The sequence below is a fragment of the Streptacidiphilus alkalitolerans genome (assembly GCF_042511045.1).
Taxonomy (GTDB): domain Bacteria; phylum Actinomycetota; class Actinomycetes; order Streptomycetales; family Streptomycetaceae; genus Streptacidiphilus; species Streptacidiphilus alkalitolerans.
Genome location: NZ_JBHEZX010000003.1, coordinates 572,126 through 594,363, shown reverse-complemented (window position 1 = coordinate 594,363; position 22,238 = coordinate 572,126). Strand labels below are relative to the sequence as shown.

The 22,238-nt window shown below is 71.1% G+C and carries 21 protein-coding genes; 6 read left to right on the top strand and 15 right to left on the bottom strand.

The features are described from left to right. Window positions 1–144: 144 nt before the first annotated feature. The 6 genes from ACEZDG_RS09570 to ACEZDG_RS09545 form a co-directional block, all read right to left on the bottom strand. Window positions 145–2,091 (bottom strand): TraM recognition domain-containing protein, encoded by a 1,947-nt coding sequence (locus tag ACEZDG_RS09570; protein WP_380505393.1) that lies wholly within the window; start codon window positions 2,089–2,091, stop codon window positions 145–147. A 187-nt stretch (window positions 2,092–2,278) separates the two neighbouring features. Further along, window positions 2,279–3,637, bottom strand: coding sequence for an ATP-binding protein (locus ACEZDG_RS09565; protein ID WP_380505391.1), 1,359 nt, complete (start codon window positions 3,635–3,637; stop codon window positions 2,279–2,281). A gap of 23 nt (window positions 3,638–3,660) precedes the next feature. Further along, a complete protein-coding gene (locus ACEZDG_RS09560) occupies window positions 3,661–5,199 on the bottom strand; it encodes an SCO6880 family protein (protein ID WP_380505388.1) in 1,539 nt (512 codons plus the stop codon). Continuing rightward, window positions 5,199–6,458 carry a hypothetical protein gene (locus ACEZDG_RS09555; RefSeq protein ID WP_380505385.1) on the bottom strand — a complete coding sequence of 420 codons (1,260 nt, stop codon included), beginning with the start codon at window positions 6,456–6,458 and terminating at the stop codon, window positions 5,199–5,201. The genes ACEZDG_RS09560 and ACEZDG_RS09555 overlap by 1 nt, the downstream gene beginning before the upstream one ends. A gap of 31 nt (window positions 6,459–6,489) precedes the next feature. Next, window positions 6,490–7,314: a hypothetical protein gene (locus ACEZDG_RS09550; protein WP_380505382.1), complete on the bottom strand. Its 825-nt coding sequence runs from the start codon at window positions 7,312–7,314 to the stop codon at window positions 6,490–6,492. A gap of 203 nt (window positions 7,315–7,517) precedes the next feature. Then, the gene (locus ACEZDG_RS09545) at window positions 7,518–7,826 is read right to left on the bottom strand and encodes a hypothetical protein (protein WP_380505379.1); all 309 of its coding nucleotides are present in this window, start codon (window positions 7,824–7,826) and stop codon (window positions 7,518–7,520) included. 332 nt (window positions 7,827–8,158) lie between these two features. On the opposite strand from ACEZDG_RS09545, the gene ACEZDG_RS09540 reads away from it, so the two are divergent. Continuing rightward, entirely contained in the window at window positions 8,159–9,208 is a 1,050-nt protein-coding gene (locus ACEZDG_RS09540) for a bifunctional lytic transglycosylase/C40 family peptidase (protein WP_380505376.1), read from the top strand. A gap of 292 nt (window positions 9,209–9,500) precedes the next feature. Then, window positions 9,501–10,223, top strand: a complete 723-nt coding sequence (locus ACEZDG_RS09535; RefSeq protein ID WP_380505373.1) for a phosphatase PAP2 family protein — start codon at window positions 9,501–9,503, stop codon at window positions 10,221–10,223. A 28-nt stretch (window positions 10,224–10,251) separates the two neighbouring features. On the opposite strand, the gene ACEZDG_RS09530 is transcribed toward ACEZDG_RS09535, so the two are convergent. Continuing rightward, the gene (locus ACEZDG_RS09530) at window positions 10,252–11,880 is read right to left on the bottom strand and encodes an FAD-binding oxidoreductase (RefSeq protein ID WP_380505370.1); all 1,629 of its coding nucleotides are present in this window, start codon (window positions 11,878–11,880) and stop codon (window positions 10,252–10,254) included. 109 nt (window positions 11,881–11,989) lie between these two features. After that, window positions 11,990–12,238 carry a hypothetical protein gene (locus ACEZDG_RS09525; protein WP_380505367.1) on the bottom strand — a complete coding sequence of 83 codons (249 nt, stop codon included), beginning with the start codon at window positions 12,236–12,238 and terminating at the stop codon, window positions 11,990–11,992. Window positions 12,239–12,416: 178 nt separating this feature from the next. On the opposite strand from ACEZDG_RS09525, the gene ACEZDG_RS09520 reads away from it, so the two are divergent. After that, window positions 12,417–13,271: a hypothetical protein gene (locus ACEZDG_RS09520; RefSeq protein ID WP_380505364.1), complete on the top strand. Its 855-nt coding sequence runs from the start codon at window positions 12,417–12,419 to the stop codon at window positions 13,269–13,271. A gap of 199 nt (window positions 13,272–13,470) precedes the next feature. Then, window positions 13,471–13,665 (top strand): hypothetical protein, encoded by a 195-nt coding sequence (locus ACEZDG_RS09515; RefSeq protein ID WP_380505361.1) that lies wholly within the window; start codon window positions 13,471–13,473, stop codon window positions 13,663–13,665. Window positions 13,666–13,686: 21 nt separating this feature from the next. On the opposite strand, the gene ACEZDG_RS09510 is transcribed toward ACEZDG_RS09515, so the two are convergent. After that, window positions 13,687–14,037 (bottom strand): metal-sensitive transcriptional regulator, encoded by a 351-nt coding sequence (locus ACEZDG_RS09510; protein ID WP_380505358.1) that lies wholly within the window; start codon window positions 14,035–14,037, stop codon window positions 13,687–13,689. Between the two features lie 280 nt (window positions 14,038–14,317). On the opposite strand from ACEZDG_RS09510, the gene ACEZDG_RS09505 reads away from it, so the two are divergent. Together ACEZDG_RS09505 and ACEZDG_RS09500 are read left to right on the top strand one after the other, a co-directional pair. Next, a complete protein-coding gene (locus ACEZDG_RS09505) occupies window positions 14,318–14,938 on the top strand; it encodes a DUF47 domain-containing protein (protein ID WP_380505355.1) in 621 nt (206 codons plus the stop codon). Between the two features lie 103 nt (window positions 14,939–15,041). Next, entirely contained in the window at window positions 15,042–16,031 is a 990-nt protein-coding gene (locus ACEZDG_RS09500; RefSeq protein WP_380505485.1) for an inorganic phosphate transporter, read from the top strand. Window positions 16,032–16,192: 161 nt separating this feature from the next. Here ACEZDG_RS09500 and pstB read toward each other — a convergent pair whose 3' ends face one another. The 6 genes from pstB to ACEZDG_RS09470 form a co-directional block, all read right to left on the bottom strand. Then, entirely contained in the window at window positions 16,193–16,969 is a 777-nt protein-coding gene (pstB, locus tag ACEZDG_RS09495) for a phosphate ABC transporter ATP-binding protein PstB (RefSeq protein WP_380505352.1), read from the bottom strand. 45 nt (window positions 16,970–17,014) lie between these two features. Continuing rightward, window positions 17,015–18,082: a phosphate ABC transporter permease PstA gene (pstA, locus tag ACEZDG_RS09490; protein WP_380505349.1), complete on the bottom strand. Its 1,068-nt coding sequence runs from the start codon at window positions 18,080–18,082 to the stop codon at window positions 17,015–17,017. Next, the gene (gene pstC, locus ACEZDG_RS09485; protein WP_380505346.1) at window positions 18,082–19,143 is read right to left on the bottom strand and encodes a phosphate ABC transporter permease subunit PstC; all 1,062 of its coding nucleotides are present in this window, start codon (window positions 19,141–19,143) and stop codon (window positions 18,082–18,084) included. Before pstC ends, pstA begins: the two co-directional genes overlap by 1 nt. A gap of 166 nt (window positions 19,144–19,309) precedes the next feature. After that, the gene (gene pstS / locus ACEZDG_RS09480; RefSeq protein ID WP_380505343.1) at window positions 19,310–20,449 is read right to left on the bottom strand and encodes a phosphate ABC transporter substrate-binding protein PstS; all 1,140 of its coding nucleotides are present in this window, start codon (window positions 20,447–20,449) and stop codon (window positions 19,310–19,312) included. Between the two features lie 253 nt (window positions 20,450–20,702). Then, window positions 20,703–21,143, bottom strand: a complete 441-nt coding sequence (locus ACEZDG_RS09475; protein ID WP_380505340.1) for an NUDIX hydrolase — start codon at window positions 21,141–21,143, stop codon at window positions 20,703–20,705. Next, the gene (locus tag ACEZDG_RS09470; protein ID WP_380505337.1) at window positions 21,125–22,177 is read right to left on the bottom strand and encodes a CHAD domain-containing protein; all 1,053 of its coding nucleotides are present in this window, start codon (window positions 22,175–22,177) and stop codon (window positions 21,125–21,127) included. Before ACEZDG_RS09470 ends, ACEZDG_RS09475 begins: the two co-directional genes overlap by 19 nt. Window positions 22,178–22,238 lie beyond the last annotated feature (61 nt).

Genomic DNA, 22,238 nt, shown 5'->3' with positions numbered 1-22,238 from the left:
GGGTCCGTACCAGCCCGGCCCGTAGCCACCAGACCCCTGACCAGGCCCCTGACCAGGCCCTTGACCGCCCGGCGTGCCCGCTCCGCCCCACCCCGTGTTGCCGCTCATCGCTGCCGCTGTCCTCTACCCCGGCCCCCGCCACCGCTACTGCGGCGCTGTCTGGCCTCCCGAGGGTACGGGAGCGCTCGCGGCCGTCGCACTCCCCCCAGGAGCCCCGAGAGGAGTCCCCCCGGGGGAGTAGCGCTGGGCGGGCCTGCGGGCGGCGAGCAGCAGCAGTTCGCCTGCGCTCAGTGCGCCCCCGGCGACCGCCGCTTCGGCCTCGGGCGCGGCGGTCTGCAGGGCGCCGAGCAGCGCCTCCAGTGCGGTGCTTCCCAGCGGCCCGAGGACGGCGCGGGCGTCGGCCTTTGTCCACAGGCTGTGGACGGCGCGCTCGCCCCAGCGCGAGCGGGCCTGCTCGGGGGAGCGGAGCACCGCGACGCCGCCGAGGCCCAGCGGGCCGCCGCGTGCCAACAGCTCGGGCAGGCCCGGGAACGGCGCGACGGCGGCCACGTTGTCGAGCACGCACAGCAGCGGAGGGTCCAGGCGTCCGGCGGAGGTCTTGGCGGCGGTCTTCCGGGCCCGTTCGAACACGTCCTCGGCCAGGGCGGTGAGCAGCGGCATCGCGCTGCGCTGGGTCGGTGCCCCGCCGGAGCGGCCGACCCGGGTCTCGGTGGCGCGTCCCAGCAGGTAGAGGGTTCCCCGGTGGCGCAGCAGCGACTCCAGGTCGAGCCCGTCGGCGGCCGAGGACGGTGTGCACGCCTGCTGCACCTGGAGTTCGGAGAGCACGTCGAGGGCGTCGAGGATCCGCTCGATCGCCGAGTCCCGCAGATCCGAGGAGTGCGTCAGCAGCGCCTGCAGTTCGCCGTCCCAGCCGTCGGCGGCCCGGTGCGGATCGGCGGAGCGGAGGATCGTCAGCGCCTCGCCCCGGTTGCTGCCCGAGGCCCAGCGCTGGACGTGCCGGAACGGCCGTCCGTCCAGGGCCGCGGCGTGCAGCCAGCAGCGGAGCAGCGTCTGCGCAGTGTCCCTGACGTTCCGTTCGGCCTGCGACGCCGCCTCGGCCGCGCCGCCGCGGGTGGTGGGCGCGAGCAGCGCGCGGGCGCGGGAGGTGGCGGTGGCCGGGTCGTCGCAGCGGTCGTGCGGAGCCCAGCGGACCCTGGTCTCGGCGTCGGGGACCTCGGCCACCAGCCGCAGCGGGTCGAACAGCCGGGCGTCCCGGTGCGGCGGCCTGGCCTCCCAGAGCGCGAGGTCGTCGGTGACGACCAGGACCGGTCCGGTGGCGGTCTCCACAGCCCGCCGCAGCAGCTCGCGCTTGGCGGCGGCGGACAGGGGATCCGGCACCAGCAGCGCGGTGGTCCCCGCCGGGAAGGCGAACGGACCGGGAGGCCGGGGCGGGCTCTGCGGCACCGGCGGCGCGGTCTGCGCCGTTGCCTGCGGCGGCACCTGAGCCGGCTCTCGTGTCGGCACTGGTGTCGGCACGGGTGTCGGCTCGGGGCGAGGCACAGCCGCGGGGACGGGCCCGGCGTCCGGTCCCACCGAAGGTGCCGCAGTCGCAACTGCCGCAGTCGCAACTGCCGCAGTCGCAACTGCCGCAGCCGAAGCAGCCGCCGTGGAAGCAGCCGCCGACGGGCCCACCGCCGCCGCTGGTGCCACGGCCGCCGCAGCCGCAGCCGGCGGTTCCCACAGCGGTGGTGGCTCCTTCCGCTGGTCCGCCGCCCCGTGCTGCCGCCGTGCGGCCTGTAGCCGCATCCACGCGGTCAGTATCGTCAGGGCCAGCGTGATCAGCAGCGCCAGCAGGACGAAGAAGGTGACCCAGAACGCCGTCGCCGACGGCAGTTGGGCCGCCGGCGTGTTCGGCCAGGCCGCAGGGATGCTGTTCGGCGCCGTCGCCAGGCTGCGGATCGCCTGCGGGGTGCCGGTGAAGGGCATCGGATGCGGCAGCCGACCGTGCGTCAGCAGCGCGCCGAGCGCCGTCGAGAGCCAGAACAGGGCGGTCGCCCCGAGCAGTGTGGCCAGCAGCCCGACGATCGCGCCGTCCGGTATCCCGCCCCGCACCTGCCCGGGGGTCCGGTACGGGCCCGAGGGCCCGGACGGTCCCGAAGGTCCCGACGGCCCGGGCCCGGACGGTCCCGAAGGTCCCGACGGCCCGGGCCCGGACGGCACCCGTGGTCCGGGCGGCCACTGCCGTCCGTTCATCGACGACATGGTCCCGCCCCTCTCCCGCGGCGTACGCTGCCGCGGCTCACGCTGCCGGGTCGTCCGCGAGCTGTTTCGACGCCCGGGTACGCTCGATGATCGCGTCCTCGGTCATCGCCCGGTCGGTGAACACCAGTGGTCGCTCATGCTCGGTGATCAGGTGTTTCACCACCTGCACATTGCCGTTGACGTCCCAGACCGCGATGCCGGGCGACAGGGTCGGGATGATCTCCACCGCCCAGCGCGGCAGCCCCAGCACCCGTCCGGTGGCGCGGGCCTCGTCCGCCTTCTGCATGTAGATGGTCCTGGTGGAGGCCATCTTCAGGATCGCCGAGGCCTCCTTGGAGGCCGCCCCGTCCACCACGTCGGAGAGGTGGTGCACCACCGCGACGAAGGAGAGCCCGAGCCGCCGTCCGAACTTCAGCAGCCGCTGGAACAGCTGGGCCACGAACGGCGAGTTGATGATGTGCCAGGCCTCCTCGACCAGGAAGATCCGCTTCTTCCGGTCGGGACGCAGCCAGGTGTGCTCCAGCCAGACGCCGACGATCGCCATCAGGATCGGCATGGCGATGGAGTTGCGGTCGATGTGGGACAGGTCGAAGACGATCAGCGGCGCGTCCAGGTCGATGTCGGTGGTGGTCGGGCCGTCGAACATGCCGCGCAGGTCGCCGTCCACCAGCCGGTCCAGCACCAGGGCCACGTCCAGGCCCCAGACCTGGATGTCGTCCAGCGAGACGCCCAGCGCGTCCACCGAGTCGGTGTTGGGGTTGCGCAGGGTGTCGATGATGTCGCCGAGGATCGGCTGGCGCTCGGTCCTGGTGGCGATCACATGCGCGTGCGCGGCCTTGAGCGCGAAGCCGGCCCGCTCGTCCAGGCCGCGGCCCATCGCCACCTCGATGATGGTGCGCAGTAGCGCCAGCTGCCCGGTCAGGGTGATCGCCGGGTCGAGCGGGTTGAGCTTCACCCCGCCGTTGAGGGCGGCCTGCGGGTCCAGCCGGACCGGCATTATCCCCAGCGCCCTGGCGATCAGGTTCCACTCGCCGACGCCGTCCTCGCCCTGCGCGTCCAGCACCACCACCTGCCGGTCGCGAAAACGCAGCTGCCGCAGCACATACGTCTTCTCCAGCGCCGACTTGCCGTTGCCGGACTCGCCGAGCACCAGCCAGTGCGGGGCCGGCAGCTGCTGTCCGTACAGCTGGAACGGGTCGTAGACGTACCCCTTGCCGCTGTAGACCTCGCGTCCGATGATCACACCGGAGTCGCCCAGGCCGGGTGCGGCCGTCGGCAGGTAGACCGCCTGGGCCTGCCCGCTGGACGTGCGGACCGGCAGCCGGGTGGTCTCGGTCTTGCCGAACAGGAAGCTGGTGAAGGCGTCGGACAGGCCGCCCACGGGTGCTGCTGCCATGCGGTACCTCCAGGGGCGGTGGGTTAGCGGCGGATGCCGGTGGCGAAGGGAAGCGTGTTCACGAACGCCCGGTGGTGCTCGCGGTCGCACCACTCCAGCTTGAGGTAGCTCTTGCCGGCCGAGGCGCGGATGGTCCGCTTGTCACGGGCCAGCGCCTCCGGCGAGCGGGAGCTGACGGTGATGTAGCCGACCAGGTTGACGCCGGCCGCGCCCGAAGCGAGGTCCGCGCCGCGCTGGTCGACCCGGCCGCTGTGGGCCGAGTCGCGCGGGTCCACCGTGCGGTTCATCTTGGCGGCGCGGCTGGCGTCCGCGTCGTCGTTGGTCTTCTCGGTCAGCATCCGCTCGATGGCGACGTCCGTCGGCTCCAGGTCCATGGTCACCGCGACCGTGCGGATCACATCCGGGGTGTGCACCAGCAGCGGCGCCAGGAAGTTGACGCCGACCGGGGTCAGCGGCCACTCCTTGACCCAGGCGGTGGCGTGGCACCAGGGCTCGCGGGTCTCCGACTCGCGGGTCTTCGCCTGCAGGAAGTTGGCGTGGGTGGCGTCCAGCTCGGCCGGCCAGGCATTGCGCCGGGACATCGCCTGGATGTGGTCGATCTGGTGGTCCGGGTCGTACATGGAGTGCAGCAGCGAGGCCAGCCGGGCCTGCCCCAGCGGCTGCCGCACCCGGATGTCCGCCTCGGCCAGCCGGGCGCAGATGTCCGTCAGCTCACGGGCCATCACCGCGGCCAGGCCCTCGTCGCCGCGGGCCCGGGTCTGCGCGGTACGCCCTATGGCATGCGCCTCGGAGGCCAGTTCGCGGGTGTACGGCATGCAGGCGACCAGGTAGGCGCGGTGCTGCTCGGAGGAGGTGGACACCATCGACTGCAGCTGGTCGTAGGAGTCCTTCAGCCACTGCGGCGAGTCCGGGTCGCCGCGCCGGGCGACGTCCTTGGCGTGCGCGTCCGGGTCGGCCGGGAGGGTGCGGGCCAGCATCTGGATCCGGGTCACGAAGCCGTCGCCGTTGGCGACGTGCTTCAGCAGCGTGCCGAAGCGCTCGACCAGGGTCTCCTGGTCCTCCGAGTCGCGCAGGCCGACGCCCGGGCCCTCGATCTCGATCGCGGCGGTGACGGTGCGCCGGGTCAGGTGCAGCAGCACCGACACCTCGTCAGGTCCGAACGGCGCGGCCAGCCAGCGGATCCGCCCGATCCCCGGCGGCGGCCCGACCTCGACCTCGCGCCCGTCCAGCCGGGTGCCGGCCTCCGGGGCGTACGAGTGGTACGTGGCGTTGGAGCCGCGGACCGTCCGCCGGTAGGTGCGGTTGATCTCGGCCCACTTGTAGATCGTCCGCTTGCGGTACGGCAGATAGACGACGGCGAAGGCCAGCAGCGGGAAGGCGAGCAGCCCGAGGATCCGCAGCGGCAGGATCGGGACGACCAGGCCCCACATCATCCCCAGGAACGCCCCGAAGATGATCAGGAACACCTCGCCGGTCTCCCGGTTCTTGCCCACCACGGCATTGGGCTTCGCCTTGCCGAGCAGGTATGTGCGCCGGTAACCACCGACGGGTTGGGTGGTCACTACTGCCGAGCCCCCTTGTTACTGGTACCGGTGCCCGCGGGGGCCCTGTTGCCGCTGCCGCTGTTGCCGCCGTGCCCGCCGCCGCTGCCGCCGCCCTGCTGCGGAGGCGCGGTGGCCCCCGTACGGGAGCCGTGCGCGGCGATCCCGGGCGTCACACTGCCGCCGCCGGCGCCGCCGGTGTTGCCACCGCTGTTGCCGCCGCCGCCCTGCTCGGACTCGCGTCCGGCGTGGGTGTTGATGCCCTGCTTCATGAAGTTCGCCGGACCGTTCACCACGGCCGAGCCCGCGCTCACGGCCGAGGCGCGGGCCTGCCGCATCGCCGCCATGTCGTCGCCGAAACCGGGGATGAAGCGGTAGATCGCGGTGCTGGCGAAGATGGACAGGGTGAGGATCGCCAGGCCGGCGAGGACGGTCGAGAAGGCGTCATTGGCGCCGGCGTTCGAGGCGATCGCGCCGGCCAGGCCGAGGATGATCACGATCACCGGTTTGATCAGGTCCACCGCGACCATCAGCGCGGCCCAGCGGCGGACGTGCTTCCACATCTGCTTGTCCACCAGTCCCGCGTAGACGGCCGTGCCGAGCAGCGCGCCGACGTACAGCATCGCGGCGCGGATCAGCATCTCCAGCCAGAGGACCGCGGCGGCGAGGATCGCCAGCAGTGAGACCAGGACCTGGATGATCGGGCCGCCGCCGAGATTGCCGTTGGTGAGGGTGTCGGCGAAGGTGCCCAGGTAGTTGGTGGTGTCCGTTTTGGTGCCCGCGGCGATGGCCTCGGTGATCCCGTCCGTGGCGCTGACGACGGTGTACAGGATCAGCGGGGTGAAGGCGGAGGCGATGACGGTCAGCCAGAGGAAGCCGATGGCCTCGCCGATGGCCTGCTGCAGCGGGGCGCCGCGGGCGGCGCGCTTGGCGACGGCGAGGAGCCACAGGATCAGCGTCAGGAACGTGGACGCGCCGAAGACCACGGCGTACTGCTTCAGGAACGAGGGGTTGGTGAAGTCGACGTTGGTGGTCGAGTTGATGCCGTCGGAGAGCTTCCGCACCACCCACGCGGCAGCGGTCGCACACCCATTGGCCAACGACTGCAACGGATCCAACGACGAAGTCAACGGCGTGGTGACGTTGCCTCCGTTTCCCTGCTCGCAGATGGACTTGCTGAAGCCGATCAGCCCGTCACAACTAGTAGGACTAGGTGTCGGTGTGGGGGCTGCCACGGCGTAGCTTGCCAGGTTGAGGGCGATCACTTGGATCACTGCCATGGCTCCCGCAAGGGTTGTCACTCTGCGGAGGTCAACGTGCATAGCGGAATCCTCCGAACTGGGTGACGGCTCCCGCGATGTCCTGGGCGGACGAAGCGACCTGGCTTCCGCTCACTGGGGTCGGCCCGTCCTTGGTGGAGACGTCGACGACTTTCCAATCGTTGCTGGTCCAGTGGAGCTGGATCGTGCTCGTCTGCCAATACTCAGTGACGGGTGCTGTGGAGCTCTGGCCCGAGAGGCCGATGAGGCCCGTTGTCCAGACTTCGACGGTTGCTCGGTCCGCGCTGTATCCGTCCGCCTTGGTGCCGACCGGGACGGTCCGGGAGATGAAGACGAGTCCGCTCCGGGCCTTGCCGTCGTCAAGTCCGAGCCTCTTCCCAAGGGCGGTGTACGACGGATCGAAACGCCCCAGAAGTCGGCTTGCCGCCGACGGGTCGGCGACTGTGGTGACGATGGTTTTTCGGGTGGCGGTCGAGTACATTTCGGCGGAGCCGAGGGCGACGGCGTAGTTCACTGCGGCGGACTGCGCGCCCTCTCCCGTGTGCGGGAAGCCCACGGCGATACCGTTCTGAGTGGTCGTCACCGGCGTGGTCCCCGTCGCCGCTGTCGACTTCCCGGTTCCGTCACCGGTCCCGCTTCCGCTGCCCGCGCCGTCGCCGGAGGTCCCCGACCCCGCGGGCGTCCCCGTGGGCGATCCGCTGGTGCGGTTGAGTACGGCCACTGCCCCCACCAGCACCACGACCACCACCAGCACCGCCGCCAGCGTCCGCAGCGGTCGGCGTGCCGCCGGCTCCGGCGGCTGCTCGCCGGTCGGATACCGGGTACGCGTATGCGGCTGGTCGTCGGGCACGGACACAGCGGCCCCCTTGGGACGAGGGTAGGCAGGCGGACAGGACAGGACGGCGGTACTGCACAGGACGGCGGTTCGGGACGGAGCGGCGGTACAGGACAGGCATGAAGGAACGCTCATGACAGGGTGTCACCCGGACGGCCGCCCGTGGGGAGGGCATGACCGATCCGGTACGCGTTGTTCGAACGGGATGCCGATCCGGCGAATGATCAGATCGCCATCCCATACACAATGGTGAACAACGTACCGAGTGATCCGATGATGAACACGCCGGTCAAACCGGCGACGATCAGTCCCTTCCCCTGCTCCGCGCTGAACGTGTCCCGCAGTGCCGTCGCGCCGATCCGCTGCTTCGCCGCGCCCCAGATGGCGATGGCGAGGCAGCCCAGGATGGCTACCGCCATGACGACCTCCACCATCGTCTTGGCTTCACCGCCGAGGCTGGCGAAGGGCCCCCAGTTCGGGGCGATCCCTCCGATGATGGTGTTGATGTCACCTTTGCCCGCACTGAGATACATAGCAATCACCTACCTGATCATCATTCAAAGCCCCACGCCCGGCCGTGGTGTAGGGCTCGGCCCTATTGTTGGCCAGAACCGAAGTCGACTTGGCCACTTTCCAGAGGATCGTCGTTGAGTTGTGTGCCACAGGTGCCAGCATTGGGCCCCATGGGCCCAGCAACCGCTCGGATGAGCGTATCGCTTACTGTGTGTATCACCAGTGATTGCGCTGAGCAACGCCCTGGTCCAGACTCTGTGGGGGTATCTGCAGGCACCCGAGGCATGGGACGGTGGCACATGCGCATCCATTCTCCGCTGCTGCGCCCCAGTCTCCACCCTGGGCAGGTTTCATGACGCTCCGTCGGGCCTGGGCCCTGTTCGGCGGCGGCAGCATGGCCGCCACCGGGATACTGCTGTTTCTGGTCATCGGCACCTACTCGGCCTCGGGTTCGCTCGACCAGGCCCAGGCACAGGACGCCGTCCAGCTCGCGCCCGGCACCGTCCCCGCCTCCTATGCCCCGCTGATCCAGAAATGGGGCACTCTCTGCCCGGAGCTGACGCCCCCTCTGCTCGCGGCGCAGATGTACCAGGAGAGCGGGTTCAATCCAAAGGCGGTCAGTCCGGTCGGCGCTCAGGGCATGGCCCAGTTCATGCCGGCGACCTGGGCGATCTACGGCATCGACCCCACTCATACCCATGCACCCGATGTCTGGAACCCGGCGGACGCCATCCCCTCCGCCGCCTCGTACGACTGCCAGCTCGCCAAGGACACCAAGAGCGTTCCCGGCAACCACACCGCCAATATGCTCGCCGCCTACAACGCGGGCCCCTACGCGGTCATCAAGGCGGGCGGCGTCCCCCCCTACAAGGAGACCCAGAACTACGTCAGCTCGATCACCAAGCTGGCCCAGTCCTTCACCGGCACCACGGTCATCAGCTTCTCGGCGCAGGCGGCCGGGGCGATCTACTACGCGCAGCAGAAGCTCGGCACCCCTTATCTCTGGGGCGGTGAGGGCCTCGCGTCCCAGGGCTACCGCTTCGACTGCTCGGGGCTGACCCAGCAGGCGTTCGCCAGTGTCGGGATCACGCTGCCCCGGGTCGCCGCCGACCAGTGGTACGCCGGGCCGCATCCGAGCCGCAGTCAGCTCCAGCCCGGCGACCTGGTGTTCTTCTCGCACGATCCGCACGACCCGACGCAGATCCACCATGTCGGCATCTATGTCGGCGGCGGCATGATGATCAACGCGCCGCACACCGGCGCGGTGATCCGCTACGACTCGCTCGACTCCGAGGGCGACTACTTCGGCGCGACCCGGGTGACCGCGGACGGCGCCAAGGCGCTGCCCGTGCTGCAGCCCGGCAACGGCATCGCCAACGGCGGAGCGCCGGTGTCCGGCTGACGCCGCCCCCTCGGCGGACGCCCCCGGCCGGTGGCCGCCGATCCTGTCCAGTCGGTGGACAACAGCACGAGACGGGCCCTCAAGATCACGCGCCGGACGCGGTCTTGTGGCGGACCGGTGAGCGTAGCGTCACGTTCGCATAACTTCCGTCGCCCACGGAACACTTTGGGCGATTCGTGCCGTTGTGCCTGATGGCGGGGGAGGACACTTGGCCTTGCCGCAGCAGAGCCCCGGCGGCCGGACTCGACCATGAGCAGCTCGGGCGTGGGCGGAGAGATGGCGGAGGTGTGGTGTGACGGCGCTGCCGATTGAGGGTGACGGGTCCATCGACTGGACTGTCGTCTCACATGTCAACGGCCTGGCCCGCCACCTCCCCTCGGGCGTGGACAGCCTGTTGAGCTTCCTCGGCGAGTACGGGGTGCCGCTGCTCTCCGTGCTGCTGCTGGCGCTGGCCTGGCTCGGGGCCCGGCGCCGTCCGGACGCGCCGGTCGCGGTCGCCGGTGTGCTCTGGGCCGGAATCGCGGCCGGGGTGGCGCTGGTGCTCAACGTCCCGGTCCGGGCGATGGTGCAGCGGCCGCGGCCCTTCGTCGCCCACCCGGGCCGGCTCGACCTTCTGACGAACCACCAGGCCAACGGCTCCTTCGCCAGCGACCACGCGACCTTCACCATGGCGGTGGCGGTCGGCGTCCTGCTGGTCAACCGGAAGTACGGCCTGCTGGCCATGGCGCTGGCCGGGTTCGAGGGCTTCCTCCGGGTCTTCATGGGCGTCCACTACCCCACCGACGTGATCGGCGGCTTCGCCCTGGGCACGGCCGCGACGCTGCTGCTGGCCCCGATCGCGATGGCGGTGCTGGTGCCGCTCACCCACTCGCTGGCCCGCGGCTCGCTCGCCCCGATCGTGCTGGCCCAGCGCCGGGGGCGCTCGGGGCGCGGCGCGGTGCCGGCCGCCGCGGTGACGGACCATCCGGACCACCCGGGCACCGGGACCCCGACCCGGGGCGACCTCGCCGCGTAGCGCCTCTCCGGCGGAGCCTGGCGGACCGTCAGGCCCGGGGGACGGACTGGGGGAAGTGGAACAGCCCGGTCGGGTCGTAGCTGCGCTTCACCGTCCGCAGCCGGGCCGCGTTCGCGCCGTAGTACGCCTGCTCCCAGCCGCTGAGCCGCGGGTCGATGTAGTTCTGGTAGGCCTGTCCGCTGGAGTAGGGGCGCATGGAGGTCCAGACGCCGTTGAGCCAGGACCAGGAGCGGTCCGCTCCGCTGCCGCCGACCACGCCCGCCGGGTAGTTGGCGGTGTACTGGGCCAGGAACAGGCCGTCGCGGTGCACAAAGGCGGTGTCTCCTGCCCGTACCCGGTTGATCGCGCCGCCGAGGGCGTCGAAGGCGACGCCCGCGCTGCCGCCCTGCGGCCCGGTCCGCGGATAGCGTTCGATCGCCGCGACCAGGGCCGCGGCGCCCGCCGCGCTGAGCGGGCGGGTGAAGACGTCCGACTTCGCCCCGTACGACTCGCGGGTGATCTTCCCGGAGGGCCGCTGTCCCGGCAGGCTGCCCGGCAGGTGCGCGGCGGCCTCGGTCCAGCCCAGCACACCGCCCATGACCTGCATGGTCTCCAGGTACGAGCGGGTGTGCACGGTGTAGCCGGCCGGGGCCACGGCCAGCCGGTCGACCTGGGTGGACAGCTCGTGCGCCGGGCCCAGGTAGTTGACGGTGGTGCCGAGCTGGGTGCGGCCGTCCGCCCAGACCAGCAGGTGCAGATCGGCCCAGAGGTTGTCCGGCGCGCTGGGGGCCCAGGCCTGCCAGGCCCGGATCACCGCCGCCGCCTTGGACCAGGGCCAGCTGAGGAAGGCGTAGGAGCACTCCGCCGCCGGGTGGGTGCGGAAGGAGAGCGAGGTGACCACGCCGAAGTTGCCGCCGCCTCCGCCGCGCAGCGCCCAGAACAGGTCGGGGTCGCTGCCCGAGCTGACCCTGCGGGTCTTCCCGTCGGCCGTGACGATCTCCGCGCCGGTGAGGTTGTCGCAGGTCAGACCGTACGCCCGACCGGTCACCCCGACCCCGCCGCCGAGAGCGAGGCCGGTCACTCCGACGGTGGGGCAGGAGCCTGCGGGCACGGTCACCCCGTGTCCGGCGAGCCCGGTGTAGACGTCGATCAGCCGTGCTCCCGCGCCGACGGTGGCCCCGCCGCCGGCGGCGCTCACGGTGGCGAGCCGGCTCACGTCCAGCACCAGGCCGCTGCCGGAGGACCAGCCGCCGTAGCTGTGCCCGCCGCTGCGGGCGGTCACCGGGACGTTGTGCCGGCGGGCGAAGGCCAGGCAGGTCGCCACGTCGTGCGCGCCGTCGACGTAGACCACGCCGCTCGGCGCGAGCTTGTCGTACTGGGGCTGGAACAGCCTGCGGGCCGAGGAGTAGCGGCTGTCGCCGGGGCGGATCAGCAGTCCGTCGAGGTCCTTGCCGAGCGCGGCCCAGTCCGCCGCCTTGGGCGGGGTCGGCGCGCTGGAGGCGGAGGCGGCGGCGGTACGTGAGGTCGCGGCGCCGGGGCCGCTGCCGGTCGCCGCCTCGGCGGCGGACCCGCCGGCGGCGGGCTGCTTCGGGGAGCAGGCGGTCAGTCCCGCCGCCCCCGCCGCGCCGAGCAGGCCGGCCCTGAGCACGGTCCGGCGTGAGGTGCTTGCTTCGTCCATGCTCTGGCTCTCCTGTCAGGAGGACGCGGTGGCCCGCTCCACAGACTAGGGACGGCGGAACAGTACCCGCCGGTTCGCCCGCCACCCGTGGGGTTCGCCGACCGGTCCGCTACCCGGCCTGGTCCTCGGCCTGCTGGGCGGTGTGCTGTGCGGCGTCCTTGCGGGCCTTGTCCCGGGAGCGCCGGGCCGGGGCGGACCAGCCGCAGCCGCAGGACGCGGTGCTGAACGAGCCCTTCTCCACGACGGTCGCCAGATGCCCGGCCGCGGGCGGGGACACGGGCAGGGAAACGGGTACGGATCCGGGGGCGGTACCGGTTCCCTGGCCCTGGGCCGGGGAGTCCGTCGGATCACTTTCCACGTGCATCACCGTAACCCGGATGACTGTGGACGGAACCACCCCGGTGACCACCCCGCCGACCGCCCCGGCGGTCTCACCGTGCGTGGTCGGATGCCCCGGATGCCGTAACCTCCGCCACCCGCGCTCGTTGACCGGGGGAGGCCCGGTACGGCGTGTGTCCCGAGGGAGTTGTGTGGTTGTGGTGAATCGTCAGCATGTCCGCGTCGTCCTGGCCGCCGCCGCGGCGGCCGGTCTGCTGGCCGGCTGTGCGAGCAGCAGCGGCGGGGCCACCGGCACGGCCTCCGCGCTGAAGGGCAGTTCCTCGGACGTCCTCGCCGCCGACCCGCTCACGGCCGTGCGCGACGCCGCCGACATCACCGGGCGCACCGGGTCGGTCCAGGACGTGACCAGCCTGCAGACCGCGTCGCAGACCAAGAAGCAGACCCTGCACGGCACCGCGGTCTACGACTACACCACCCGGCTGGGCCGGGTGGAGGTCACCGTCCCGCCCGGCGGGCCCACCAAGGGACGGCTGGTCGAGGTGGTCAGCCCCGGCGTGGTCTACATGCAGAACAGCGGCGCCAAGGTCCCGGCCGGCAAGTGGGTCAAGGTGGACGTGCAGCAGCTCGCCGACGGCAACCTGGTCAGCAGCGGGGCGACGGATCCGGCCACCGCGGCGAACGCCCTGCGCGGTGCGGCCACGGCGGTGCTGCTCGGCTCGCAGACGGTCGACGGTGTGCTGCTCAAGCACTACAAGGGCACCCTCGACCTGGCCAAGGCGGCGAGCGCCACCGGCGGCGGGGCCGCGGCCGGCCTCGCCCTGGCCGGGCGGACCTTCACCGTCAAGCAGGTCCCCTACGAGGTCTGGCTGGACCAGCACGGCCGGATCCACCGGATCGTGGAGACCTTCACCTTCAGCAAGGTGGCCAACTCCACCGCGGCGAAGGACCAGGTCGTGGTCACCTCCAGCAATGCCTTCTCCGGCTTCGGCGCCCCGGTCACGGTCGCCCTGCCGCCCGCCGCGGACGTGTACGGGGCCCAGACCGCGAAATGAACCGTGGGGTGGACGGCCGGAAAACGGGGGGCGCGGGGGAGCGCCTGCCCCGAACGGGGGGTCTGGTAAATGACCCAGACGTGCCATGCGCACGCCCCTGCGCGCTCCCTACTCTGTAAAGAGTCGACTACCCAACGACACCAGCGGAGTTGGCCGGGCCGCGCCCGGCTGTCCGGGGCCTGACGAGGAGGTGGTTCGTGTGGCCGCGCACGACCCGGTGGCCCTCGCAGAGATCGACCTCTACGGTGATCTGATCATCGCGGCGGCGGCCACCCCGTTCGACCGCTTGTCGGCCGACCGGATCGACCAGGTGCTCCAGGTCCGCCCTCCCGGCGAGTCGGCCGAGGCCGAGGAGGTCCACATTCCGGCCCAGCGCGACAGCTCCCCCTCCTGAGCAGCTACGTCCTGAGCGGCACTACGTCCTGAGCAGGCGGGCGATCGCCGCTGTGGCCTCGGCCACCTTGTCGTCCCCCTCGGGGCCGCCGTTGGTCACCGCCTCCGCGACGCAGTGCCGCAGGTGCTCCTCCAGCAGGCTCAGCGCGAAGGACTGGAGCGCCTTGGTGCCCGCGGAGACCTGGGTGAGGATGTCGATGCAGTAGACGTCCTCCTCCACCATGCGCTGCAGCCCGCGGATCTGACCCTCGATCCGGCGCAGCCGCTTGATGTGCGCGTCGCGGGTCGCGCTGTACCCGTGCGGACCGTGCGGTCCCCCGGACGCGGCCTCCGGGACTTTCGGGGCTTTCGGGCCTGTCTCTTCTGCCTCCACCGGCCCATCGTAGGGCGCGTCCGGACGGTATGTCCCTTCTGCGGGCCCGCCGGGCTGCCACAGTCGTGAAGGCGCCGTGAACATCAGTGCGCAGAGGGGCGGCATCCCGGCCGACCTTCCGTCACACTGATGGTGCACAACCTCCGGGCGGCACGGTAATGATCTGTAGGCGAGGATGACTACCAAGGCACGGGTGCCGCCGCTGCCACCCCGGTGGGCGCACCGACCACACGCAGCGCTTAGCATCGCCTCGACCGGACCCTGTACTTCGGAGACCTCTGTGCGTATTCGTCTGACCCCCCGGGAGACGAGCTTCTATGACATGTTCGCCGCCTCGGCGGACAACCTTGTCACCGGCTCCAAGCTCCTGCTGGAACTTCTCGGCGCGGATGTCGCAGCGCGACCCGAGCTCGCCGAGCGGATGCGCGCCGCCGAGCACGCGGGCGACGACATCACGCACGGGATCTTCCACCAGCTGAACTCCTCCTTCATCACCCCCTTCGACCGCGAGGACATCTACAACCTGGCCTCCTCACTCGACGACGTCATGGACTACATGGAGGAGGCCGTCGACCTGGTCGTCCTCTATGAGATCGAGGCGCTGCCCAAGGGGGTCGAGCAGCAGATCGAGGTGCTGGCGCGGGCGGCCGAGCTGACCGCCGCCGCCATGCCCGGCCTGCGGACCATGGACAACCTCGCGGAGTACTGGATCGAGGTCAACCGGCTGGAGAACCAGGCCGACCAGATCCACCGCAAGCTGCTGGCCCATCTGTTCGGCGGCAGCTACGAGGCTCTGGAGGTGCTCAAGCTCAAGCAGATCGTGGACGTCCTCGAAGAGGCAGCCGACGCGTTCGAGCATGTGGCGAACACCGTGGAGACCATTGCCGTCAAGGAGTCCTGAACCACGTGCTCCAGTTCCCCGGGGAGCGACCCCCCGTACCCGCACGTCACCACGCGGTGGCGCAGGTCTGTGCTCCCGTCCGGCAGGGCGGTGCTGAGTGAACATGCTCGGAGTGATCCTCGTCGTGGGCGTGGCGTTCGGCTTCGCCTACACCAACGGGTTCCATGACTCGGCCAATGCCATCGCCACCTCGGTGTCGACCAGGGCGCTGACCCCCAAGGTCGCACTGATGATGGCGGCGGTGATGAACCTGGCCGGGGCCTTCCTCGGGGTCGGGGTCGCCCAGACCGTCAGCAAGGGCATCATCGCCACCCCGCAGGGCACCAAGGGGATGGTCATCCTCTGGGCGGCGCTGATCGGCGCGATCGCCTGGAACCTGCTGACCTGGTACTTCGGCCTGCCGTCCTCCTCCACCCATGCGCTCTTCGGCGGGATGGTGGGCGCGGCGCTGGTGGGCGGGACCAGGGTGTACTGGTCCGGGGTCTGGGAGAAGGTGGTCATCCCGATGATCACCTCGCCGGTGGTCGGGCTGCTGCTCGGCTTCGCGGTGATGCTGGCCATCATGTGGATCTTCCGCCGGGCCAACCCGCACCGGGCCAAGCGCAACTTCCGGATGGCGCAGACCGTCTCCGCGGCGGCGATGGCGCTGGGCCACGGCCTGCAGGACTCGCAGAAGACCATGGGCATCGTGGTGATGGCGCTGACCATCTCGCACCACTACACCGGTTCGGACATCCCGGTCTGGGTGAAGGCGAGCACCGCCCTGGCGCTCTCCCTCGGCACCTGGGCCGGCGGCTGGCGGATCATGCGCACCCTGGGCCGCAAGATCATCGAGCTGGACCCGCCGCAGGGCTTCGCGGCCGAGTCGGTGGGCGCGACGATCCTCTATGTCACCGCGTACGCCTACAAGGTGCCGGTGTCCACCACGCACATCATCACCTCGGCGATCATGGGTGTCGGCGCGACCAAGCGGGTGCGCGCGGTCCGCTGGGGGGTGGCCAAGAACATCGTCATCGGCTGGTTCCTGACCATGCCCGCGGCCGGCCTGGTGGCCGCGATCGTCTACTGGATCAGCTGGGCGATCATCGGCTGACGCCCCGTCGGCAGACAGCGGAGGAGAAGCAGGACTGGCGAAGGGCCCGCCCCGGTACGAGACCGGGGGCGGGCCCTTCCTGGTACTCCGCGGCGGCACCGCCTAGCAGCGCCGCGGAGTAGTTCGTGCGGCCGGACAGGCCGGACAGGCCTGACGCCGGCTCAGCCGAAGCGGCCGGAGATGTAGTCCTCGGTGGCCTGGACCGACGGGTTGGAGAAGATCTTCTCGGTGGAGTCGATCTCGATCAGCCGGCCCGGCTGGCCGACTGCCGAGAGGTTGAAGAACGCGGTGCGGTCGCTGACCCGGGCCGCCTGCTGCATGTTGTGGGTCACGATGACGATGGTGAACTGCTCCTTCAGGGTCCCGATCAGGTCCTCGATGGCGAGGGTGGAGATCGGGTCGAGGGCGGAGCAGGGCTCGTCCATCAGCAGCACCTGGGGCTCGACCGCGATGGCGCGGGCGATGCAGAGCCGCTGCTGCTGGCCGCCGGAGAGGCCGGCGCCGGGACGGTCGAGCCGGTCCTTGACCTCGTTCCAGAGGTTGGCGCCGATCAGCGAGCGCTCCACGGCCTCGTCGACCAGCTTCTTGTTGCGCACCCCGTTGAGCTTGAGGCCCGCCGCCACGTTCTCCTTGATGGACATGGTGGGGAACGGGTTGGGGCGCTGGAAGACCATGCCGACCGTGCGGCGCACGGCCACCGGGTCGACGCCGTTGCCGTAGAGGTCCTCGTTGTCCAGCAGGACCTTGCCCTCGACCCGGGCGCCGGGGACGACCTCGTGCATTCGGTTGAGGGTGCGGAGGAAGGTGGACTTGCCGCAGCCGGAGGGGCCGATGAAGGCCGTCACCGAGCGGGGTTCGACGGTCATCGAGATGTCCTCGACCGCCCTGAAGTTTCCGTAGAAGGCGTTCAGCCCGCTGACGTCGATGCGCTTGGCCATGATGTCTGTTTCCTGTCGTGAAAGTCTGTGGGTGACCAGTGCGCGTCAGCGCGAAGCCTTGGGGGCCTTCCAGCGGGCGATCCCGCGGGCGACCAGGTTCAGCAGCATGACCAGCGCGATCAGTACCAGCGCTCCACCCCAGGCACGGGCTTCGGAGGCGTCGGTCCCGTTGCCGTACTGCTGGTACACGTACAGCGGCAGGGAGGACTGCGGATCCTTGAAGGGGTTGGTGTTGATCAGGTCGGTGCCGAACACCAGCATCAGCATCGGCGCGGTCTCGCCGATGATGCGGGCGATGGCCAGCATGACGCCGGTGGTGATGCCGCCGATGGCGGTCGGCAGCACGATCCGGATGATGGTCAGCCACTTCGGCACGCCCAGGGCGAGGCTGGCCTCGCGCAGTTCGTTGGGGACGAGCTTGAGCATCTCCTCGGTGGAGCGGACCACGACCGGCAGCATCAGGATCATCAGCGCCAGGCTGCCGGCGAACCCGGTGTAGCTCTGGTTCAGGACCACGATCCAGAAGGTCAGGATGAACAGGCCGGCCACGATCGAGGGCACGCCGGTCATCACGTCGACGAAGAAGCTGACCGCCTTGGCCAGCGGGCGTCCCGCTCCGTACTCGACCAGGTAGACGGCGGTGAGGATGCCGACCGGGGCGGCGAACAGGGTGGCGATGCCGACCTGCTCCAGGGTGGCGATCAGGGCGTGGTAGAGCCCGCCGCCGGTCTGGTTGGAGGCGATCCCGTTCATCGAGTGGGTCAGGAAGTCGACATTGATGACGCTGATGCCCTTGGAGATGGTGTAGTACAGCAGGCCGACCAGCGGCAGCAGTGCCAGCAGGAAGGCCACCCAGACCAGGCTGCTGACCAGGCCGTTCTTGGCCTGGCGCGGTCCCTCGACCTGGCGCGCCAGCAGGTACTGGCCGCCGACGAAGAAGATCGCGGCCATCAGCGCCCACTGCAGCTTGCTGCTGATGTCGAAGCCGAGGCCCAGGGCCACGGCGAGCACGGCGGCGCCGAGGACGGTCGCGGCGGGGGCCCAGCGCGGCAGCCGGCGCTCGACCAGCGAGCCCGACAGCGGGGCGGGGCGCGAGGTGGTGGTGCTGCTCATCAGGCGTTCGCCCCCGAGTATTCCTTGCGACGGGCGATGATCAGTCGAGCACCACCGTTGACCAGCAGGGTGATCAGGAAGAGCACCAGGCCGGAAGCGATCAGCGCGTCGCGGCCGACACCCTGGGCCTCGCCGAACTGGGTGGCGATGTTCTGCGCGATGGTGCTGCCGCCGGGGGCGGTGAGGTGCAGGCTGAACACCAGGTTGGAGGAGAGCACGGTGGCCACGGCCATGGTCTCGCCCAGCGCGCGGCCGAGGCCGAGCATCGAGGCGCTGACGATGCCGGAGCGGGCGAACGGCAGGACCGAGGTGCGGATGACCTCCCAGCGGGTGGCGCCCAGCGCCAGCGCGGCCTCCTCGTACATCCGGGGGACCTGGAGGAAGATCTCACGGGTCACCGCGGTGACGATCGGCAGGATCATGATGGCCAGCAGCACGCCCACGGTGAAGAGGCTGCGCGGCTGCACGCCGACCTGGTCGCCCTCGCCGAAGAGGTAGGTCCAGCCGAAGTAGGTGTTCAGCCAGGCGTTCACGCCCAGCATGTGCGGCACCAGGAACAGCGCGCCCCACAGGCCGTAGACGATGCTGGGGACGGCGGCCAGCAGGTCCACCACGTAGCCAAGCACCTGGGCCATCCGGCGCGGCGCGTAGTGCGAGATGAACAGCGCCACGCCGATCGACACCGGCACCGCGAGCAGCATCGCGATCAGGGCGCTGACCACGGTGCCGAAGGCGAGCAGCGCGATGCCGAAGCTGGGCGGGGTGCCGAGCTGCGCGTTCCAGTCGAAGGTGGTGAGGAAGTTGCCGGTGTCCGCGTGGATGGCGATCACCGCGCGGATGGTGAGGAAGACCGCGATGGCGGCCATGATCACCAGCAGCAGGATGCCGGATCCGCGCGAGGAGCCCGCGAAGAACAGGTCGCCGAGACGGGACGATCCCTTCCCACTGAGCTTGGACGCGGCAGTGCCCCGCCGCGGCGCCTCGGGCGCGACAGCAGGGGAGTCGAGGAGGTCCTCGGAAGGTGGCACGTCCTGGGGAGGCGCCGTGTCGGGTATGTCCATGAGTTCTCCGGTCTGATGGCGGCGTCGGACGGACGTCGCCTGGCGGCGGTGCACCGGACTGGCTGGGGGAAGGGGGTGACGCGGTCCGGTCCTGCCCTCCCCCGAGGGCAGGACCGGACCGCGTCGTGCTGAGCCGACTGGCGGCAGTGACTGCGTGGGGCAGTGACTAGGCGAGGGCGGCGATGCCGGCCTTGACCTTGGCAGCCAGGGCGGCCGGCAGCGGGAAGTAGCCGAGCGAGGCGACCGACTGCTGGCCGGCGTCGCTGACCGTGTAGTTGAGGAAGGCCTTGAGGGCGGGCAGCGTGGCGGCCTTGTTGCCCTTGTCGCAGGCGATCTCGTAGGTCACCAGGATGATCGGGTAGGCGTTGTCGGCCTTGGTGGCGTAGTTGAGCTTGATCGCCAGGTCGGCGCCGGTGCCCACGACCGGGGCGTCGGCCGCGGCGGCCGAGGCGTTGGCGGCGGTGGCGTCGACCGGGGCGGTGGCGCCGGTCGCGATCTTCGCGGTGGAGATGTTGCCGGAGGTGGCGTACGACAGCTCGAAGTAGGAGATCGAGCCGGCGACCTTCTTCACCTGGGCGGCGAGACCGGCCGAGCCGTTCGCGGACTGGCCCGACTTGGCCGGCCACAGCTTGTTGGCCGCGTAGGGGAAGTCGGAGGCCGCGGTGGCCGCCAGGTAGGCGGTGAAGTTGGCGGTGGTACCCGAACCGTCCACGCGGTGGAAGGTCTGGATCGCCAGGCCGGGCAGCGTGGCGGTCGGGTTGAGCGCCTTGATGGCCGGGTCGTTCCACTTGGTGATCTTGCCGTTGAAGATCTTCGCCAGGGTGGGGGCGTCCAGGATCAGGCCGGTCACGCCGGGGAGGTTGTAACCGATGGCGATGGGGCCGCCGATCATCGGCAGGTCGATGCCCTGGCCGCCGGGGCAGGCGGCCTGGGTGGCCGTGATGTCGGCGGGCTTCAGGGCGGCGTCGGAGCCGGCGAAGGCGACCTTGCCGGACTCGAAGCTGGTGATGCCCGCGCCGGAGCCGTTGGCGTTGTAGTTGACCGTCACGCCGGGGCACTTGGCCTGGAAGTCCTTGACCCACTGGGTGACCGCGTTGGCCTGGGCGGTCGAACCCGCGCCCAGCAGCTGGCCGCTGCCGCAGTCGGCACCGGCGGCGCTGGCGCTGGTGCCGGACGCGGCCGAGGTGGTGGTGCTGGCCGCCGGGGTGTTGTTGTCGGAGCCGCACGCCGCGAGCGTCAGCGAGCTGACGACCGCCACGGCGCCGATGGCGAGGGCCTTGGTGCGGCCGTTCCGCTGGAGCTTCACTTGGTGTCCCTTTCTGGGGGCCCGCAAGCTCGGGGCTCCCGTGAGGGGCACCGCTGACCTGGGGCTTCGCTGTGGTCCGAGGGCCCTGCGGCCGTCGATAAACAGGACGTTAGGCGGGGGAGGTGAAGCGATGGGCCAGCGCGAATGAACGGAAGGTGAACCTCGGACGGACGCCGGGATACGCAGTGCGGTAGTAACGGTTTCGCCACGACGGCAACACAGCGTGGTTAAGACAGCCACATTCGGCGACGGTTTAGTCGTCCTCGGCGGCGAGGCGGTCGAGCAGGGCGTCGACCAGTTCCTGGTCGTGTCCGTAGCTCAGCCGCGCGCGGGCCTGCGCGGCCGGCAGCCAGACCAGCCGGTCCACCTCGCGGTTGGGCGCGAAGCTGCCGCCGACCCGGACCGCGGCCCAGTAGCGCACCCGCTTGGGCCGCCCCCTGACCTCGTAGCGCTGCGTCGGCAGCTTGGCGCCCAGCTCGACCAGCAGGCCGGTCTCCTCCAGCGCCTCCCGCCGGGCGGCGTCCCGGTGCCGCTCGCCGACCTCCAGCTTGCCCTTGGGGAAGGTCCAGTCGCACCACTTGGGCCGGTGGATCAGCGCCAGCTCGGGCCCGCCGGAACGCCCCCGCCGCCACAGCACCACCCCCGCCGCCCGGATCAGGTCCTTCGTGCCCTGCTTCAGCGATTCTTCAGCCATGCGTCGGTCAGCCATCCGGAACGGTCGAGGTCGGGCCAGGTGCTGCTGAAGGTGTGGCGCGCGGCTTCCACCTCCAGACGTTGATCAGCATGGACCACGCCCAGGACGTAGGCGGTGGCGGGGGTTATCCGCGGGGTCAGCGCGGCCAGCGCGGCGGCCTCCGCGGCCTCGGCCGCGTCACGGTGCCGGGCCAGGGTGCGGGCGAGCTCGGCCAGGGCCGCGGCCGGGGCGGCGGCCCGTCCGCCCGCGAGCGGCGCGCACACCTCCAGCGCGTACTGGGTGCGCAGCACCAGCACCCGGACCTGCTGCCAGCGCTGGTCGTCACCGGGGTCGTGCAGCATGTCGCCGCTGTAGGCGACGGCCGCCCGTTCCAGCGGCAGCGCGTCCACCGCCGTGACCAGGGCCTCCGCCTCCGCGCCGGCGCAGGCGAGCAGCGCCGCGGCCGGGGCCGGGGCCGCGCCGGGGCGCAGCGGCAGGTCGGTGACCAGCAGGGTCATCCGGTCGGCGAGCGCGTGGAACCGGGCCGAGCCGAGTTCCTGCAGTGCGGTGGTGTGGGCCCGGGAGCGGCCGAGGGTGAGCTGCCGGTCCAGCAGCGCCCGCGCCTTGGGCGCCCCGGGGTGCCGGGCCAGCAGCCCTTCGGCCTGGCGCGGCTGCGGCACCGGCCCCGCGGTACGGACGGGGCCGCCGGCGTCGGCCGCCGCCACGGCGGCGTCCGTGCAGGTGAGCGAGTCCAGGCTGCCGAGCAGCCGGGCGAGCCTGCGCGCGTAGGCCCGCTCCTGGCCGAGCAGACCGCCGAGCCGGCTCAGCTCCTCACGCAGGTCCTGGGACCAGCCGGGGTCGAGCAGCGCGTCGAAGGTGTGCAGGGCCGCGCCGACCCGGCGCAGGGTGTGCAGGTCGACCGAGGGCAGCTCGCGGAGGAAGCTGCCGGCCTCGGCCGCCAGGTGCGCGGCGAGCGCCTCGGCGGCGCTCCTGCCGTCATCGAGCAGCCCGTCGCCGCCCGGCGGAGCCTGCGTGGCGAGGGGTGCGTCGGTCATGGTGCGTAATTCCCCGTTGTCGTTGTTGGCGGCGGCCGAGGTGCTGGCACCGCGGCCGGTG

Excerpts from the sequence above, each read along its gene's own strand:
- ACEZDG_RS09500 (WP_380505485.1), top strand. The coding sequence starts at position 15,042 with ATGCTCGGAGTGATCCTCGTCGTGGGCGTGGCGTTCGGCTTCGCCTAC.
- pstA (WP_380505349.1), bottom strand. The coding sequence starts at position 18,082 with ATGAGCAGCACCACCACCTCGCGCCCCGCCCCGCTGTCGGGCTCGCTG.
- ACEZDG_RS09555 (WP_380505385.1), bottom strand. The coding sequence starts at position 6,458 with ATGGCAGTGATCCAAGTGATCGCCCTCAACCTGGCAAGCTACGCCGTG.
- ACEZDG_RS09475 (WP_380505340.1), bottom strand. The coding sequence starts at position 21,143 with ATGGCTGAAGAATCGCTGAAGCAGGGCACGAAGGACCTGATCCGGGCG.
- ACEZDG_RS09540 (WP_380505376.1), top strand. The coding sequence starts at position 8,159 with ATGACGCTCCGTCGGGCCTGGGCCCTGTTCGGCGGCGGCAGCATGGCC.
- ACEZDG_RS09545 (WP_380505379.1), bottom strand. The coding sequence starts at position 7,826 with ATGTATCTCAGTGCGGGCAAAGGTGACATCAACACCATCATCGGAGGG.
- ACEZDG_RS09565 (WP_380505391.1), bottom strand. The coding sequence starts at position 3,637 with ATGGCAGCAGCACCCGTGGGCGGCCTGTCCGACGCCTTCACCAGCTTC.
- ACEZDG_RS09530 (WP_380505370.1), bottom strand. The coding sequence starts at position 11,880 with ATGGACGAAGCAAGCACCTCACGCCGGACCGTGCTCAGGGCCGGCCTG.
- pstB (WP_380505352.1), bottom strand. The coding sequence starts at position 16,969 with ATGGCCAAGCGCATCGACGTCAGCGGGCTGAACGCCTTCTACGGAAAC.
- pstC (WP_380505346.1), bottom strand. The coding sequence starts at position 19,143 with ATGGACATACCCGACACGGCGCCTCCCCAGGACGTGCCACCTTCCGAG.
- ACEZDG_RS09470 (WP_380505337.1), bottom strand. The coding sequence starts at position 22,177 with ATGACCGACGCACCCCTCGCCACGCAGGCTCCGCCGGGCGGCGACGGG.